Consider the following 15,002-nt stretch of genomic DNA (forward strand, 5'->3'; position numbering starts at 1 on the left):
GCCCACCATGAATTTCTCGGCCCTCGACCCGATGCTCCGGCCGGCATCCGTCGCCGTCATCGGCGCGTCGGATGACGCGACGCGCATCGGCGGCCGCCCGATCGCTTACATGCTGCAGCAGGGATTCTCGGGTGCGATCTGGCCGGTGAACCCGAAGCGGGACACGGTGCAGGGGCTGAAGGCCTACGCATCCCCCGCGGCGCTGCCCGGCGCGCCCGACGTCGCGATCATCGCGGTGCCCGGTGATTCCGCGCGCGAGGCGATCGACGCGTTGGGCGAGAAGGGTTGCCGCGCCGCGATCGTCTTCACCGCCGGTTTTGCGGAAGTGGGCGAGGAAGGGGTCGCTGCCCAGGCCGTGCTGGTGCAGACCGCGGCTCGCCACGGCATGCGCCTGATCGGCCCCAACTGCCTCGGCCTGTTCAACCAGGCGGTCGGCTTCTACCCGATGTTCTCGACCAGTTTCGAGCAGGGGTGGCCGCACCCCGGCGTGATCGGCATCGCCAGCCAGTCCGGCGCCTACGGCACCCATATGTTCGCGCTGGCGAGGGCCCGCGGCCTAGGCACGCCCGTCTGCATCACCACCGGCAACGAGGCCGATGTCTCGCTCGGCGAGGTGATCGGCTGGATGGCCCAGGCGCCCGAGGTGCAGGTGATCTGCGCCTATGCCGAGGGGATCCGGGAAAGCACGCGCTTCATCGCGGCACTGACCCTCGCGCGGCAGAACCGCAAGCCGATCGTGCTGATGAAGGTCGGCCGATCCGCGCTGGGCACCGCGGCGGCGCAGAGCCACACCGCCTCCATCGCCGGCGACGACGCCGTGACACAGGCGGTGCTCGACGAATTCGGCGTCGTCCGCGCGCGCACCACGGAGGAGATGCTGGATATCGCCTACGCGGCGACGAAGCGCATCTACCCCGCCGGGAACACCCTCGGCGTGCTCACCGTCTCGGGCGGTGCCGGCGTGCTGATCTCCGACGCCGCCGAGCAGATCGGCTTCCCCATGCCGGAGATGCCGCCCGAGGCGCAGGTCCGGCTGAAATCCCTGGTCAGCTTCTGCGCCCCGCGCAACCCGGTCGATTGCACTGCGCAGGCGGTGAACGACATGCAGCTGGTTGGCAAGTTCGCGACCGAGACCGCGGTGGCGGGGGGCTATTCCTCGATCCTGAGTTTCTTCACCCAGGTTGGCGGCAGTACCACCATGGCCGACAAGCTGCGCGCCGAGCTGAACGCGGTGCGCGCGCGCCACCCCGACCGGCTCTGGGCGCTGTCCATCATCGCTTCGCCCGAGCGGGTCGCCGGATACGAGGAGGATGGATTCCTGGTCTTCGAGGACCCGACCCGCGCGGTCGTGGCTCTGCACGCCATGGGCCGCTACGGCGACAGTTTTGCCAGAGCCGCCGAGGCCGAGGGCGAGATCATCGTCCGCCACGTCACCCTGCCGGACACCACGCCCGACGAGGCCGAGGCCAAGCGCATCCTCGCCGATGCCGGCATCCGCGCGGTCCCCGAAGCCGCCTGCGCCAACGTCGAGGCCGCCCTCGCCGCCGCCACGCGCATTGGCTACCCGGTGGTGGCGAAAATCCTCTCGCCCGACATCGTGCACAAGAGTGAAATCGGCGGCGTGTTGCTCGACATCGCCGACGATGCCGCGCTGCGCGACGCCTTCGCCACCCTGATGCAGCGCGGCGCCGAACGCGCGCCCGGCGCGCGCCTCGACGGCGTGCTGATCGCGCGCCAGATCAAGGGTGCGACCGAGATCGCCTTCGGCATCCTGCAGGACCCGGTCTTCGGCCCCATCGCCATGGTCGGCTTGGGCGGCGTCTTCATCGAGGTGCTCAAGGACGTGGCGTTCCGCCGCTGCCCCTTCGATGCCGAGGAAGCCACGCGCATGATCCGCTCGCTCCGCGGCTTCCCGCTGCTGGATGGCGCCCGCGGCCGCCCCAAGGGCGATGTGAAGGCCCTCGCCTCGGCACTCGCCAACCTCTCGGTTTTCGCCGCCGGCGCGGGACCACGGCTGCGCGGCGTGGATGTGAACCCCGTGCTGGTGCTGCCGGACGGGCAGGGCGTCTACGCCGCCGATGCGGTGATCGAAGTGGAACGCGCCTGATGACCATTGACCATCAAACTCTGCTGAACTTCCCCATCCCCACCATCCGCCAGACGCTGCGCTGGCAAGATACGGCGCTGTACAATTTCTCCATCGGCCTGGGCCAGGACCCGATGGACAAGGCTCAGCTCGATTTTCTCTACGAACCGCGCCTGAAGGCGATGCCCTCGATGGCCGTCGTCCTTGGCTACCCCGGCTTCTGGATCCGCGATCCGGGGACGGGCGTCGATTGGGTGAAGGTGGTCCATGGCGAGCAATCGCTGATCCTCCACCAGCCGCTGCCAGTCGAGGGCGAGCTCACCGGCGTCTCCCGCGTCACCGGCGTGGTCGATCGAGGGCCCGGCAAGGGCGCGATGGTCTATTCCTCGCGCGAGGTGCGCGATGCCGCCGGCACTCTGCTGGCGACGTTGGAGATGACCACCTTCGCCCGCGGCGATGGCGGCTTCGGCGGCCCCTCTGGCCCCATCAAACCACCGCACCCCGAACCCGAGGGCGCCCCCGACCTCACCCTCGACCTGCCGACCCGCCCCGAAGCCGCGCTCGTCTACCGCCTCAACGGCGACCACAACCCGCTGCACATCGACCCCGACATCGCCCGCGCCGCCGGCTTCGAACGCCCCATCCTGCACGGCCTGTGCACCTTCGGCGTAGTCTGCCACGCGCTGATGCGCACGCTGTGCGACTACGAACCCGCTCGCTTCGGCCGCATGGACCTCCGCTTCTCCTCGCCCGTGTATCCCGGCGAGACCATCCGCACGGAGATTTGGAAGCAGCCCGGCGGCGCCGCCTTCCGCGCCCGCGTCGTCGAGCGCGACAAGATCGTCGTCAGCAACGGACGCTTCCTGCATGCCTGAGCCCAGCCCCTACGAAGTCTTCCGCGCGCTGCACGAAGCGCCAGGCATCTTCGTCATGCCCAATGCCTGGGACGGCGCCTCCGCGCTCATCCTCGCGCGCGCCGGCTTCCCCGCACTCGCCTCGACCTCGCTCGCCATCGCCTTCGCTGCCGGTGTGGAGGATTGCGCGGCCGCCCTGGGGCGCGACGAATCGATCGCCAACGCCGCCCTGATCGCCCGCCTCTCCCGCCTGCCGGTCAATGGCGACCTCGAGGACGGCTTCGGCCGCCGCGCCGAGGATTGCGTCGCCACCGTCGAAGCCGCCATCGCCGCGGGCCTCGCCGGCCTGGGCATCGAGGACACCACCGCCGACCCCACCGACCCCATCCACCCCTTCGACACCGCCGTCGCCCGCATCCGCGCCGCCGCCACCGCCGCCCGCGGCCGCATCCTGCTGACCGCGCGGGCCGATAATTTTCTCAAGGGCCGCCCCGACCTCGACGACACCATCCGCCGCCTGGTCGCCTTCGCCGAGGCGGGCGCCGATGTCCTCTACGCCCCCGGCCTGCCCGACATGGACGCCATCACCGCGGTGGTCCGCGCCGTCGCCCCGAAACCCGTCACCATCGTCGTCGGCCCCCGCTCCGGCGCCGTCCCCCTTGCCACGCTGGCCGCCGCCGGCGTCAAGCGCGTGAGCCTCGGCGGCATGCTCTACCGCCACGCCATGGGCGCGCTGGCGCAGGCCGCACACCACCTCAAGGCCGGCGACATCCCCGCCATCACCGGCGCATTGCCATCCGCTGAAATCGCCGGAATGATCAGCGCCGCGCGCGCAGGAAACACACAATGATCAACAAGATCGTGCAGACGATGGCCGCCGCCCTCGACGGCATCCAGGACGGCGCCACCATCCTCATCGGCGGCTTCGGCAGCGTCGGGCAGCCCGACGACCTCATCGAAGGCCTCATCGAAGCCGGCCCCATGAACCTGGTCTGCGTCGCCAACAACGCCGGCGTCGGCCACACCGGCCTCGCCCGCCTCATCGAACTCAACCGAGTCCGCAAAATCATCTGCTCCTTCCCCCGCTCCTCCGACCCCGTCGCCTTCGAAACCGCCTACCGCGAAGGCCGTATCGAACTCGAAATCGTGCCCCAAGGCACCATGGCCGAACGCATGCGCGCCGCCGGCGCCGGCGTGCCCGCCTTCTTCACCGCAACCTCCGTCGGCACCCCACTCGCCAACGGAAAAGAACACCGCGAAATCAACGGCCGCACCTACGTCCTCGAATACGCACTCCCCGCCGACATCGCGCTGGTCGAAAGCTGGGAAGCCGACCGCTGGGGCAACCTCACCTACCGAGCCTCGGGCGGAAACTTCAACCACGTCATGGCCACCGCCGCGAAACTCACCATCGCCCAGGCCAGCCACCTCCGAGACCTCGGCACCATTAAACCCGAACACGTCCACACGCCCGGCATCTACGTCCAACGCGTGATCCACGTGGACCGCGGACCCGCCTGGGCATGAGCGAGGGACGCCCGGGGGCGCTGCCCCCGTACCCCCGCCGGGGGATCGCGCCGATCCCCGGACCCCGGCATGCGTTGGTCCTGGGATTGGCGAGGGCGGGTTTGGCGGTTGGCCTGCATGAACCCGTTGCGGAGAGAGGGCGGCCGGAGGTCGTTCATCTCAAGCACGCGCGCCCCGGCCGCCCTCTCTCCGCGACGGGTCCGCGAAGCGAAACAACCCAAGACCCCCTCACCCAATTCAAGAACCAACGCATGGAGGTCCAGGATCGACACGATCCTGGCGGGGTCCAGGGGCAGCGCCCCTGGCCTTCACTCCCTCACAGCCAAGGAGAGTCCACGATGAACGCGTTCACGCGTCCGCAGATGGCGGCGAGGTTGGCGGCGGATATTCCCGAGGGTTGGTTTGTCAATCTCGGCATTGGCATTCCGACGATGGTGGCGGACCACGTGCCACTGGATCGGGAGGTGATTCTGCATTCCGAGAACGGTATTTTGGGCATGGGTCCGGCGCCGCCGAAGGGCGAGGCCGATCCGTGGTTGATCAATGCGGGCAAGCAGCCGGTGACGTTGCGGCCGGGCGGCAGTTATTTCCATCACGCGGATAGTTTTTCGATCATTCGCGGGGGGCATCTGGATCTGTGTGTGCTGGGCGCGTTCGAGGTTGCCGAGAATGGCGACATCGCGAATTGGGCAACGAGCGAGAATGACACCGCGCCGGCGGTGGGTGGGGCGATGGATCTCGCGGCCGGTGCGAAGCGGTTGTGGGTGGTGATGGACCACGCGACGAAGGATGGGCGACCGAAGCTGGTGGAGAAGTGCGGGTATCCGCTGACGGCGCCGGGCGCGGTGAGCCGGGTGTACACCAACCTGGGCGTTTTTGATGTGGTGAAGGGGCTGGGCTTCGTGGTGGTGGAGATGGCGCCTGGTGTGACCTTCGAGGGCTTGCAGGCGGTCACCGGCGCGAAGCTGCACACCGCGTCATGAGTGCGGTCTTGTCGGACGAGGATCGCGCGGAGAGCATCCGCATGATCCGCGATTCCGCCGCCGCGGTGGTGCCGCGCGGGGGTGATTCCAAGCGCGTGCGGGCGCTGCGGTTCGTGGGCGTCGGGTATGACCCTGCGGTGTTCTCGCAGATGGGGGAGATGGGCTGGATCGGCCTGCGGCTGCCAGAGGATCTCGGCGGCGCGGCGCTCGGCACGGGCGAGATGGTGGCGCTCGCGGAGGCGCTTGGCGCGGGGCTGGCGCCGGAACCTTTGATCGGCGCGGCATTGTCGGCGGCGCTCCTGCGCTACGCGGAGGGTGGGTTGCTCACCGACGTGCTCTCGGGCGCGACCTACGCGCCGGTGGCCTGGCAGGAGCGGGCGGATACGCTGGCTGCGCCGGGCACGCCGGACGCGCCGCGGGTCTTCGTGCCGATGGCGGCGGGTGCCGCGCAGTTCCTGCTGCCGGTGCGCGAGGGCGTGCGCATCGCGCTCCATGCGCAGCCGGCGGAGGGTGCGGACCTGACGCTGGATCGCATGCAGGATGGCGGCAACAGCGGCACGCTGCGCCCCGACTTGTCCTGCGCGGAACGGGTCGCGGATGATATCGGCGGCGTCATCGGCGTCGCGCTGGATGAGGCGGCGCTGACGACGGCGGGGTATCTGCTGGGTGTTATGGAATCGGCCTTCGCGCTGACGCTGTCCTACCTGCGCACGCGGCAGCAATTCGGCCGCGTCATCGGCACCTTCCAGGCGCTGCAGCACCGTTCGGCGGATCTGAAAATCCAGCTCAGCCTCACCCGCGCGAGCGTGGAGCAGGCGGCGGCCGCACTCGATGCTGGTGCCACCGGCGACGCGGCCCGCGCGCTGGTCTCGCGCGCGAAGGCACGTGCGGCGGATGCGGCGCTGAGGGTGACGCGCGAGTGCATCCAGCTGCATGGCGGCATCGGCTACACCGACGAATACGATGCCGGCCTGTATCTGCGGAAAGCGATGGTGATGGCCAACCAATACGGCTCCGCAGCGCTGCACCGGAAGCGCTTCATGGCCACCGCCGCGGAGGACGAGGCATGAGCGAGCCAGGCATTCGCGAACAGCGCGAAGGCGCCGTTCTGGTCCTCACGCTCGACTACCCGGCGCGCAAGAACGCGCTAGCGATGTCGCTGCGCATCGCGCTGGAGGATGCGCTCGAACGCGCGCATGGCGACCCGGAGATCCGCGCCATCGTGCTGACAGGCGCGGACGGCACCTTCTGCTCGGGCGGCGACATCTCCACCATGGATGTCGGCTCCGCGATGGATGGGCGCGACCGCATGCGCCGCTCCCACCGCTTCATCCGGCTGATGGCCAAGGGTGGGCTGCCCATCGTCGCCGCCGTCGAGGGCTGGTGCGCCGGCGCCGGCATGGCCGTGGCGTGTGCCTGCGACACCATCGTCGCCGCCGAGGATGCGCGCTTCGTTGCCGGCTTCGGCAAAATCGGGCTGATGAGCGATCTCGGCCTGCCGTTCTTCCTGCCGCGCCGCGTTGGCGTCGGCCGCGCGCGCCGCATCCTCTTCTACCACGAGCAGCTCACCGCGCCCGAGGCCGAGCGCATCGGCCTGGTGGATTTCATCGCACCCAAGGGGCACGCGCTGTCGCTCGCGATGGAAAAGGCGCAGTTCCTCGCGCGCGAAGCGCCCGCACCCATCCGGCTTACCAAGCAGATGCTCGCCGAAGGGCTGGATGAGGAACTGGAGCAGGAAAAGACCTACCAGGGCCTGCTCTTCACCACGACCGATTTTACTGAAGGCCGCGACGCTTTCCTGACCAAGCGGCCGCCGAACTTCACCGGCGGCTAGCGCGGCCGACGCGCCACCCAGACCAGGACGGCCGTCGAAAGCAGGATCGATGACACCAGAAGCCCGATACTCGCCAGACCCGAGGGCGTCGCCCGCGCCCAGGCGACGGTATCGACAGACCGACCAAGTTTCATTCCGACCAGCGCCTGCATGGCGCCTGGATCGGCGTCCTGCGCGACCGGCCCGATTGTCATGCTGCGATCAGCCAGCATTCAGTAGCGGTCCCGGTCCTCGCGGCGTCTCTCAGCACGCTCGCGTCGGCGCTGCTCTTCTTCCCAGCGGCGACGGTCCTCGCCGCGGTCGCGGCGCTCGTCACCCCGCTCACGGCGCTCGACGGCGCGCTCGCGGTCGCGCAATTCCTGGCGCTCGGCCTCAAGGCGCTGGCGGTCCCGCTCCTCGCGAGAACGCCGATCGTCGCGCGGATCGTCGCGACGATTGAGGCCGTCGAGCGCCTGGCCGATGATGCCGGGCAGGTCCTGCGCCGGTGCAGGCGTCGCGAGCAAGGCGAAGCCCATGGCAATCCCGGCCAGCGAGGCAATGTGGATGCGTCTCATGAGGCGTACTCCCGTTTCATGGAGAACGCGTCACCTCAGGCCCGGTTGCCGCATCGATCCAATCGCCGGTTTGAGCCTTGCATGCGGCGCGGCCAAGCAGGACCGTAGGCGGCAGACCAAGGGAGCGAACCAAGCGATGAACGCCATTACCATCCCCGCGCCGGCAGACCTCAACAGCCTCGACGACGAGAGCTTCCGCGCCGTCGTCCGCCGCTTCCTCGCCGAGAACTACCCCGAAGACCTGCGCAACCCGCCCAAGCGCCTGCACTTCGCCGAGAACAAGCCCTGGTACTTTAAGCTGTCCGAAAAAGGCTGGCTCGCGCCTGGCTGGCCGCAGGAATTCGGCGGCCTCGGCCTGTCGCCGCCCAAGCTCATCATCCTCACCGAGGAGTACGAGCGCTACGGCGTCGCGCGCACCAACGACCACGGCATCATCATGCTCGGGCCCCTGGTGATCCAGTACGGCACCGAGGCGCAGAAGCAGCACTTCCTGCCCAAAATCCTCTCTGGCGAACACATCTGGTGCCAGGGCTACTCCGAGCCCAATTCCGGCTCCGACCTCGCCTCACTCCGTACCGAGGCTGTGCGCGACGGCGACCACTACATCGTCAACGGCCAGAAAATCTGGACCACGCTCGCCGGCGACGCGAACTGGATCTTCCTGCTCGTGCGCACCGACAAGACCGCGAAGAAACAGGAAGGCATCTCCTTCCTCCTCGTCGACATGACGACGCCAGGCATCACAGTGAAGCCCATCATCAACCTCGAACTGCACGACGAATTCAGCGAGGTCTTCTTCGACAACGTCCGCGTGCCCGCGGAAAACCTGGTCGGCCAACTCAACAAGGGTTGGGACATGGCGAAAGCCCTGCTCAGTTTCGAGCGCATCTACCTCGGCTCGCCCCGCCAATCCGCCTACGCGCTCGCGCGCCTGCAACAACTCGCCGAAAAAATGGGCCTCGTCGAAGACCCCGCCTTCGCCGAGCGCTTCAGCCAACTTCGCCTCGATCTCGAAGACCTCAAGGCGCTCTACGGCACCTACGTCGACATCCTCAAACGCGGCGGCACCCTCGGCCCCGACGTCTCGATGCTCAAGATCTTCCAGTCGGAACTCTTCCAACGCATCACCGACACCATGCTCGAAATCGCCGGCGAAAACGCGGGACTGCTCGACCCCATCGACGGCAACCTCAACCTCAACGCCACCGGCCTCTACATCCAGGCCCGACCGGCCACGATCTACGGCGGCAGCAACGAAATCCAACGCAACATCATCGCGAAGAACGTGCTGGAATTGCCGGGGTGAGGAAGCAAGGCCAGGGGCTCTGCCCCTGGACCCCGCGAGGATCGTGTCGATCCTCGACCTCCATCTGTGGTTCGTGGTTTTGGGAGGGGTGGTTCTGGGGTCTTGGCCGGACTTCCTGTCATCGGGAGAGGGTGGCCGGAGGTGCGCTCTCCACCGGAACGGGCTCACCGGTCACCCTCTCCCGATGACAGGCCCTGCTAAAAGTCCGGAGCCACCTTCCAAAGCCAGGACCAACACATGCCGGGTCAAGGGATCGGCGCGATCCCTTGCGGGGTCGAGGGGGCGGAGCCCCGCGCCTTGCTTTCCTCCCCCGTCAGCTCAGCACGTACTGCGCGCCGCTGCGGTTGCAGATGGCGCGGATGTGGGCGTCAAGTGCTGGCGGGATGGGGATGCCGTGTTCGAGGCGCCTTTGGCGTTCCTGGTCTTCCGGTTCGCCGGCGACGAGGACGGGTTTGGTGGGGTCTGATGCGGGCGTGGCGTGGAGTTCGTCGATGACGGCGTCCAGATCGTCTTCGAATTCCCCGGGCGGCCGGAAGACGGTGGGGTTCAGCGCCATGAAGAAGTGGCCGATATCGTCGGGTTCGTTGCCGTTTTTCGTGCGGTTGCGGATGGGGGAGAAGGAGGAGCCAACGAGCGTTCCGCCCAGGATGTGGACCATCATGGCGAGGCCGTAGCCCTTGTGGCTGCCCATGATGGGGGTGCCGCCGAGGGGCGAGAGTCCGCCTTCCGGTTCGTCGTAGACAATCTCGTAGCCGCGTTGGCTGTCGGTGACGGGCTGGCCCTGGGCGTCGAGCACCCAGCCGGGGGGGAGGGGTTTTTCGTTGAGGTTGTAGACCTTGATCTTGTTGGCGGCGGTGGTGGTGGTTGCCATGTCGAGCACGAAGGGCAGGTGGCGCTTTGCGGGTGCGGCGAAGGCGATGGGGTTGGTGCCGAGCACGGGGGCGGTGCCCCGCGTCGGCACCATGGTGACGCCGCGGGTGGCGGAGGTGACCAGGCCGATCGCGCCCCGGCGCGCGGCGATGCGGGCATAGACGCCGGCGGCACCGAAATGGTTGGAGCGATGGACGCCGACGACGCCGACGCCCTCGGCCATCGCCATGTCGACGGCGAGATTCATCGCGAAGCAGGAGACGGGGTGGCCGAGGCCGGCGCCGCCATCGACCAGGGCCGTGCAGGCGGTGCGGCGTTCGATGCGCGGGGCGAGGGTGAGGTTCAGCACGCCTTCATGCAGGCGCTTCTCATAGGTCATCAGCATGGAGATGCCGTGGCTGTCCACGCCGAGCAGGTCGGTTTCCGCCATGGCTTCGGTGGTGGTGGCGGCCAAGTCGGGCGCCATGCCCCAGGCAAGCAGGATGTTCGAGATCTGGGCGCGGATGCGGTCGTGCGGGACGTTCATGGCGGGCATGGATCCTGGTGTTTGCTGGGCGGTGACGGTTGCACCGGCCAAAGGCACCGGCAAGCCTGCCTTGACAGAGACGGGACGGCGTGTTGAGTTATACTATAACATAACAGTTGAGTGCCGCATGCACCGCCGCGCCCTCCTCGCCACACCATTCCTCGCCACCATCCGCCCGGCGCGCGCGCAGGCGCCCCTGGCGGTTGCCGCCTCCTTCTCCATCCTGGCCGACATGGCGCGCCAGATCGGCGGCGCGCGGGTAACGGTGACGGCGATCGTGGGGTCCGATGTCGACAGCCACGGCTTCCAGGCGCGACCCTCGGATGCGGCAAGCGTGCGCAACGCCGCGCTGGTGCTGCGCAACGGGCTGAACTTCGAACCCTGGCTGGACCGGCTGCTGGGCGCGTCCACGCCGCGCGGCCGGGTGGTCACGGCCACCGAACGGATGGCCTTGCGCGGCATGGGCGCGCCCGTGCCGGCCGATCGCACCGGCCCGCGCCGCCCGCCGGACCCGCATGGCTGGCAGGATCTCGGCCGCGCCGCGCTCTATGTCTCGAACATCGAAGCCGGGCTGATCGCCGCAGACCCCGCCGGCGCCGAGACCTATCGTGACAACGCACGCGCCTATCGCGCCCGTCTCGCCGTGCTCGATGCCTGGGTCCGCGCCGAGATCGCCTCCGTGCCGGAAGCGCGCCGCAAGATCATCACCGGCCACGACGCCTTCGGCTATTTCGCCGAGGCCTATGGCGTGACCTTCCTCGCCCCTCAGGGCATGGCGCCGCAAGGCGAGCCGACGGCCGCCGCGATCGGCGCGCTGGTGCGCCAAGCGCGCGCCGAGCGGATCAGCGCCATCTTCCTCGAGAACGCCACCAGCCCCGCGATCCTCGAACGCCTGGCGCAGGAGGCCGGCATGCAGGTGCGTGGCCGCCTCTATGCCGATGCATTATCCGTCGCCACCGGGCCGGCGCCGACCTATGAGGCGATGATGCGGCACAATGTCACGCTCATGGTCCCGGCCATGCGCGGCAACGCCGCCTGACCGCTACTCTTTCGAGGCTCCCCGCATGACCTGCCTTCGCCTGGCCTTGGCCGCGCTGCTGCTCCACGCTGGCGTGGCCCTCGCGCAGACGCCCGAATTCCCGCGCTTCGAAGGCGAGATCGACCTCGGCGCCTACATGCTGAACACCCGCCCCGCGCGCGGATCGGGCCAGCGCGGCACCAACGCCTTCCTGTTCGGCGAGATCGGCGGGGCGCTGCACCTGGACCCGCGCCTGTCGTTCCACGCCACCCTCCACATCGAGCCCCTGGGCCGGGCCGAGCCGCAGGGCGGCACCATCGGCCTCCGCCGTGAGGGCGCCTACCTGGAGGCGCTGAACGCCGAATTCCGCCCCGTCGAGGGGCTGACCCTCGTGCTCGGCAAATACGTGGTGCCCTTCGGCCGTGGCCATGGCGACTTCCCCGGCGTCGTCGCCCTGTTCCGCGCCCATGAGACCTACCTGTTCAACGAGGCCCTCGGCGTCATGGCGCGGGCCACCCTCCCGCTCGACGCCGAACACGGCGAGCACGTCATCACCGCCGCCGCGTTCACCCGCGACCGCTCCGCTTTCTCCACCCTTCTGGTCGGCAATCGCCGCCGCTGCTGCTCGTCCAACTACGACCGCTACGCGCGCAACACCGCCGCCGATGGCGGCCCCGGCAACACCGGGCGACTGGACAACTACGCCCTGGCGCTGGATGGCGAGCGCATCGCGCTTCTGCCCGGCTTCACCTACCACGCGGCCCTGCTCTCCCGCGGGCAAGGGCAGGACGGCACCGCCCGCGAATGAGGCCAAGTGCTGGGCCTGCGCCAGTCCATCCCGTGGGCCGAGGGGCTGGAGACCATGCTCTTCGCCGAGGCCGTGCAGTTCCAGAGCGCCGGCGGCGTGCCCGTCGAGGTGATCGATGCCATCCCCGGCGCGCCGGCCCGCGCCATCGCCGAACGCCGCCGCTTCACCACCCTCGCGGCGCAAACCACCTATGGAGACTGGCGCGCGACCATCGCCTGGCAACAGGATGAGCGGAAACGCTCGGGCAACACGCTGGCGACCGAACGCTTCCTGGAGGTCACGGGCGGACGCGTGCTCGGGGCGGGATTCACGCTCGATGCGGGGTGGCAGTTCGCGACGCTGGCGCGGGACAATGGAACGGGGACGCGAGGGCAGGGGCCGATTGCACTGCTGCGGTATCGGGCGGAGTTTTAGAAAGGAAGGCCGGGGAAAGGAATTTCCCCGGACCCCATTCTTTCATTTTTGGCTACTGGGATGCGGGTGGGAACGCGCGGCGACATACCAACAGATTGGCTTCAGCCCGCAGATCTTGCTGCTGCCAAGCGCGCGCAGAGCGAGATGGCCGAGCGTGTCGAGACGGCCGATCGGCTGCTAGACATCACAACCCTCGGCGGCGCCGACGTCAGCGCCAGCCGCTTCGACCCCACCCGCCGCGTCTGGGCGGCGCTGGTGACGCTGGACGCGGCGACCCTGACACCTATCGAAACCACCACCGAATCCTGCCTGGCGCGCTTCCCCTACATCCCCGGCTATCTCGGCTTTCGAGAGGCCCCGGCCCTCCTCGCCGCCTGGCATCGCCTCGCCCAAAAACCCGACCTGCTCTTCGTCGATGGCCAGGGCATTGCCCATCCCCGCCGCATGGGCATCGCGAGCCATCTCGGCGTGCTGCTCGACATCCCCACCATCGGCGTCGCGAAGTCCCGCCTGGTGGGCGAGGTACAAGGCGAGCGCGTGATGCTGCATGGCGAAGCGGTGGCGGCCCTGATTACGCTGCGCCCGCGCGCGAACCCGCTGCACATCTCGCCCGGCCATCGCATCAGTCTCGACACCGCCATCGCCTGGGTCCGGCGCACCGCCACCGGCCACCGCCTCCCGGCCCCGACGCGCGCGGCGCACATCGCCGCCGGCGCGCTGCGGCGTGGCGAACTCGATCGGGCCGCGCCAGAGGCCCCATGACGCGAGCAGGCTGCCGCCGCGCCAGACGGCAGGCGTTCAGCCGCGTGGCGCGAGCACCGGCGAGCCGCCCGCCTGACGTCTCACCCCAGGTGCTGGGCGAAGAACCGCAGCGTCCGCTCCTGCGCCCGCTCCGCATCGGCCTGCACGTAGCTGCCGCGCTCCTCGCACCCAAAACCATGGCCGGCGCCCGGATAGACGAACACCCCCACATCCGGCTGCGCCTCTCTGATCGCGGTCACGTCCGTCATCGGGATCGAGGCATCGACCTCGCCGAAATGCAGCTGCACGGGGCAGCGCGCAACCTCGTCCTTGGCCGCCACGATGCCGCCGCCATACCATCCGCACGCTGCCGAGAAGGCCGAGCTCCGCGTCGCGCCGTGCCAGGCGACCGTGCCGCCCCAGCAATACCCGACGATGCCGCGCTTAACCCCGGCCGGCAGCGCCCCGGCCGCGGCCAGCACGTCGAGCAGCGTGAGGTCCGCATCGATGGGGCCGCGCAGCTCGCGGCCGCGCTTCACATCGGCCGGCTCGTAGCCCAGCTCCACCCCACGCTCCACGCGGTCGAACAGGGCCGGCGCGATCACGGCATAGCCCTCGGCGGCGAAGGCGTCGCAGACCCGGCGCATGTGCCGGTTCACACCGAAAATCTCCTGGATCACGACCAGCGCCTTGGTGGCGTCGGTGGGCCCGGTCCGATAGGCGCCGAGCGTGTGCCCATCCGCGGCGGTGAGTTCAATCATCATGTCCCTGGTTCCCTCGCGCTGGTTGTGGCCGCTATCCTCCGCCCATGGCCGAAATCGTCAACCTGAAGCGCGTGAAGAAAGCGAGAGCCCGCGCCGACGCCCAGGCCGAGGCCGTGGCGAACCGCGCCAAGCACGGCCGCACCAGGCCTGAGAAAATCCGTGACGCGGAGGCGGACGCGAAGCGCAACGCGCTGCTCGACGGCGCGCGGAAGGACACCTGATGGCCATCACGCGCCACACCATCGCGGGCTTCCCGCCCACCATCTCGCCCGCCTCCCACGCGGTCGAGGCCGATGGTTGGGTCCACCTCACCGGCATCCTCGGCCGCGACCTGCAAGACCCTGAGGCGCCGCTCCCCGAGGGCATCGCCGCGCAGACCGCACTGGCGCTCGCTAATCTACGCACCACGCTCGAAGCGCTCGGCCTGGGCATGGACCGTATGGTCAGCGTTCGCGCCTATCTCACGGCCTTCGAGCGCGACTACGCCGCCATGAACGCGATCTATGCCGAAGCCTTCCCGCCGGGCACCCGGCCCACACGCACCTGCGTGGGCGTCACCGCGCTGGCGCGCGGCGCGCTGATCGAGATCGATGGGATCGCGCGCCGCCAGCCCACCGAGACGCGTGTCTGAGCCGGCCCACCGCGCCGCCGAGCGGGCCGCGCGCGCAAGCTACGGCCGCCTGCTCGCCTTCCTCGCCGCGCGCGGCCGCGACCTCG

General features: G+C 69.2%; 18 protein-coding genes. 14 read left to right on the forward strand and 4 right to left on the reverse strand.

The window, feature by feature from the left end; all coding sequences use genetic code 11:
* The first annotated feature begins 7 nt into the window (after positions 1-7).
* From GXW79_RS10675 to GXW79_RS10705, 7 genes are all read left to right on the forward strand, one after another.
* A complete protein-coding gene (locus GXW79_RS10675; protein WP_211874370.1) occupies positions 8-2,107 on the forward strand; it encodes an acetate--CoA ligase family protein in 2,100 nt (699 codons plus the stop codon).
* The gene (locus tag GXW79_RS10680) at positions 2,107-2,961 is read left to right on the forward strand and encodes a MaoC family dehydratase (protein WP_211874371.1); all 855 of its coding nucleotides are present in this window, start codon (positions 2,107-2,109) and stop codon (positions 2,959-2,961) included. The genes GXW79_RS10675 and GXW79_RS10680 overlap by 1 nt, the downstream gene beginning before the upstream one ends.
* Positions 2,954-3,790 (forward strand): isocitrate lyase/PEP mutase family protein, encoded by an 837-nt coding sequence (locus tag GXW79_RS10685; protein WP_211874372.1) that lies wholly within the window; start codon positions 2,954-2,956, stop codon positions 3,788-3,790. The genes GXW79_RS10680 and GXW79_RS10685 overlap by 8 nt, the downstream gene beginning before the upstream one ends.
* Positions 3,787-4,467, forward strand: a complete 681-nt coding sequence (locus tag GXW79_RS10690; protein WP_211874373.1) for a 3-oxoacid CoA-transferase subunit A — start codon at positions 3,787-3,789, stop codon at positions 4,465-4,467. Before GXW79_RS10685 ends, GXW79_RS10690 begins: the two co-directional genes overlap by 4 nt.
* A 338-nt stretch (positions 4,468-4,805) precedes the next feature.
* The gene (locus GXW79_RS10695; protein ID WP_211874374.1) at positions 4,806-5,450 is read left to right on the forward strand and encodes a 3-oxoacid CoA-transferase subunit B; all 645 of its coding nucleotides are present in this window, start codon (positions 4,806-4,808) and stop codon (positions 5,448-5,450) included.
* Positions 5,447-6,520, forward strand: coding sequence for an acyl-CoA dehydrogenase family protein (locus tag GXW79_RS10700; protein WP_211874375.1), 1,074 nt, complete (start codon positions 5,447-5,449; stop codon positions 6,518-6,520). The genes GXW79_RS10695 and GXW79_RS10700 overlap by 4 nt, the downstream gene beginning before the upstream one ends.
* Positions 6,517-7,284 (forward strand): enoyl-CoA hydratase/isomerase family protein, encoded by a 768-nt coding sequence (locus GXW79_RS10705; protein WP_211874376.1) that lies wholly within the window; start codon positions 6,517-6,519, stop codon positions 7,282-7,284. The genes GXW79_RS10700 and GXW79_RS10705 overlap by 4 nt, the downstream gene beginning before the upstream one ends.
* On the opposite strand, the gene GXW79_RS10710 is transcribed toward GXW79_RS10705, so the two are convergent.
* The gene (locus GXW79_RS10710; RefSeq protein WP_211874377.1) at positions 7,281-7,478 is read right to left on the reverse strand and encodes a hypothetical protein; all 198 of its coding nucleotides are present in this window, start codon (positions 7,476-7,478) and stop codon (positions 7,281-7,283) included. The two genes, GXW79_RS10705 and GXW79_RS10710, sit on opposite strands and share 4 nt — an antisense overlap.
* An 18-nt stretch (positions 7,479-7,496) precedes the next feature.
* A complete protein-coding gene (locus tag GXW79_RS10715) occupies positions 7,497-7,838 on the reverse strand; it encodes a hypothetical protein (protein ID WP_211874378.1) in 342 nt (113 codons plus the stop codon).
* A gap of 136 nt (positions 7,839-7,974) precedes the next feature.
* Here GXW79_RS10715 and GXW79_RS10720 point away from each other — a divergent pair, with 136 nt between their 5' ends.
* On the forward strand, positions 7,975-9,144 hold the full coding sequence (locus GXW79_RS10720) for an acyl-CoA dehydrogenase family protein (protein ID WP_211874379.1): 1,170 nt from the start codon (positions 7,975-7,977) through the stop codon (positions 9,142-9,144).
* Between the two features lie 313 nt (positions 9,145-9,457).
* Here the strand turns inward: GXW79_RS10720 and GXW79_RS10725 are convergent, their stop codons facing one another.
* Positions 9,458-10,540, reverse strand: coding sequence for an Ldh family oxidoreductase (locus GXW79_RS10725; RefSeq protein ID WP_211874380.1), 1,083 nt, complete (start codon positions 10,538-10,540; stop codon positions 9,458-9,460).
* A gap of 127 nt (positions 10,541-10,667) precedes the next feature.
* Between GXW79_RS10725 and GXW79_RS10730 the strand changes: the two genes are divergently transcribed.
* The 4 genes from GXW79_RS10730 (at position 10,668) to GXW79_RS10745 (ending at position 13,542) form a co-directional block, all read left to right on the forward strand.
* The gene (locus GXW79_RS10730) at positions 10,668-11,579 is read left to right on the forward strand and encodes a metal ABC transporter solute-binding protein, Zn/Mn family (protein WP_211874381.1); all 912 of its coding nucleotides are present in this window, start codon (positions 10,668-10,670) and stop codon (positions 11,577-11,579) included.
* Between the two features lie 25 nt (positions 11,580-11,604).
* Complete coding sequence (locus GXW79_RS10735) at positions 11,605-12,366, forward strand: hypothetical protein (RefSeq protein WP_211874382.1); 762 nt, start codon at positions 11,605-11,607, stop codon at positions 12,364-12,366.
* A gap of 6 nt (positions 12,367-12,372) precedes the next feature.
* Complete coding sequence (locus tag GXW79_RS10740; RefSeq protein ID WP_211874383.1) at positions 12,373-12,780, forward strand: hypothetical protein; 408 nt, start codon at positions 12,373-12,375, stop codon at positions 12,778-12,780.
* 144 nt (positions 12,781-12,924) lie between these two features.
* Positions 12,925-13,542: an endonuclease V gene (locus GXW79_RS10745; protein WP_211874384.1), complete on the forward strand. Its 618-nt coding sequence runs from the start codon at positions 12,925-12,927 to the stop codon at positions 13,540-13,542.
* Between the two features lie 80 nt (positions 13,543-13,622).
* On the opposite strand, the gene GXW79_RS10750 is transcribed toward GXW79_RS10745, so the two are convergent.
* Complete coding sequence (locus GXW79_RS10750) at positions 13,623-14,285, reverse strand: dienelactone hydrolase family protein (RefSeq protein WP_211874385.1); 663 nt, start codon at positions 14,283-14,285, stop codon at positions 13,623-13,625.
* Positions 14,286-14,329: 44 nt separating this feature from the next.
* On the opposite strand from GXW79_RS10750, the gene GXW79_RS10755 reads away from it, so the two are divergent.
* Positions 14,330-14,506, forward strand: coding sequence for a DUF4169 family protein (locus GXW79_RS10755; protein ID WP_211874386.1), 177 nt, complete (start codon positions 14,330-14,332; stop codon positions 14,504-14,506).
* Positions 14,506-14,916, forward strand: coding sequence for a RidA family protein (locus tag GXW79_RS10760; RefSeq protein WP_211874387.1), 411 nt, complete (start codon positions 14,506-14,508; stop codon positions 14,914-14,916). The genes GXW79_RS10755 and GXW79_RS10760 overlap by 1 nt, the downstream gene beginning before the upstream one ends.
* Positions 14,917-15,002: the final 86 nt, after the last annotated feature.

The organism is Plastoroseomonas arctica (genome assembly GCF_018128965.1).
GTDB lineage: Bacteria > Pseudomonadota > Alphaproteobacteria > Acetobacterales > Acetobacteraceae > Plastoroseomonas > Plastoroseomonas arctica.

Coding starts and splice junctions, on each gene's coding strand:
- GXW79_RS10675 (WP_211874370.1), top strand. CDS start 8: ATGAATTTCTCGGCCCTCGACCCGATGCTCCGGCCGGCATCCGTCGCC.
- GXW79_RS10680 (WP_211874371.1), top strand. CDS start 2,107: ATGACCATTGACCATCAAACTCTGCTGAACTTCCCCATCCCCACCATC.
- GXW79_RS10685 (WP_211874372.1), top strand. CDS start 2,954: ATGCCTGAGCCCAGCCCCTACGAAGTCTTCCGCGCGCTGCACGAAGCG.
- GXW79_RS10690 (WP_211874373.1), top strand. CDS start 3,787: ATGATCAACAAGATCGTGCAGACGATGGCCGCCGCCCTCGACGGCATC.
- GXW79_RS10695 (WP_211874374.1), top strand. CDS start 4,806: ATGAACGCGTTCACGCGTCCGCAGATGGCGGCGAGGTTGGCGGCGGAT.
- GXW79_RS10700 (WP_211874375.1), top strand. CDS start 5,447: ATGAGTGCGGTCTTGTCGGACGAGGATCGCGCGGAGAGCATCCGCATG.
- GXW79_RS10705 (WP_211874376.1), top strand. CDS start 6,517: ATGAGCGAGCCAGGCATTCGCGAACAGCGCGAAGGCGCCGTTCTGGTC.
- GXW79_RS10710 (WP_211874377.1), bottom strand. CDS start 7,478: ATGACAATCGGGCCGGTCGCGCAGGACGCCGATCCAGGCGCCATGCAG.
- GXW79_RS10715 (WP_211874378.1), bottom strand. CDS start 7,838: ATGAGACGCATCCACATTGCCTCGCTGGCCGGGATTGCCATGGGCTTC.
- GXW79_RS10720 (WP_211874379.1), top strand. CDS start 7,975: ATGAACGCCATTACCATCCCCGCGCCGGCAGACCTCAACAGCCTCGAC.
- GXW79_RS10725 (WP_211874380.1), bottom strand. CDS start 10,540: ATGAACGTCCCGCACGACCGCATCCGCGCCCAGATCTCGAACATCCTG.
- GXW79_RS10730 (WP_211874381.1), top strand. CDS start 10,668: ATGCACCGCCGCGCCCTCCTCGCCACACCATTCCTCGCCACCATCCGC.
- GXW79_RS10735 (WP_211874382.1), top strand. CDS start 11,605: ATGACCTGCCTTCGCCTGGCCTTGGCCGCGCTGCTGCTCCACGCTGGC.
- GXW79_RS10745 (WP_211874384.1), top strand. CDS start 12,925: ATGGCCGAGCGTGTCGAGACGGCCGATCGGCTGCTAGACATCACAACC.
- GXW79_RS10750 (WP_211874385.1), bottom strand. CDS start 14,285: ATGATGATTGAACTCACCGCCGCGGATGGGCACACGCTCGGCGCCTAT.
- GXW79_RS10755 (WP_211874386.1), top strand. CDS start 14,330: ATGGCCGAAATCGTCAACCTGAAGCGCGTGAAGAAAGCGAGAGCCCGC.
- GXW79_RS10760 (WP_211874387.1), top strand. CDS start 14,506: ATGGCCATCACGCGCCACACCATCGCGGGCTTCCCGCCCACCATCTCG.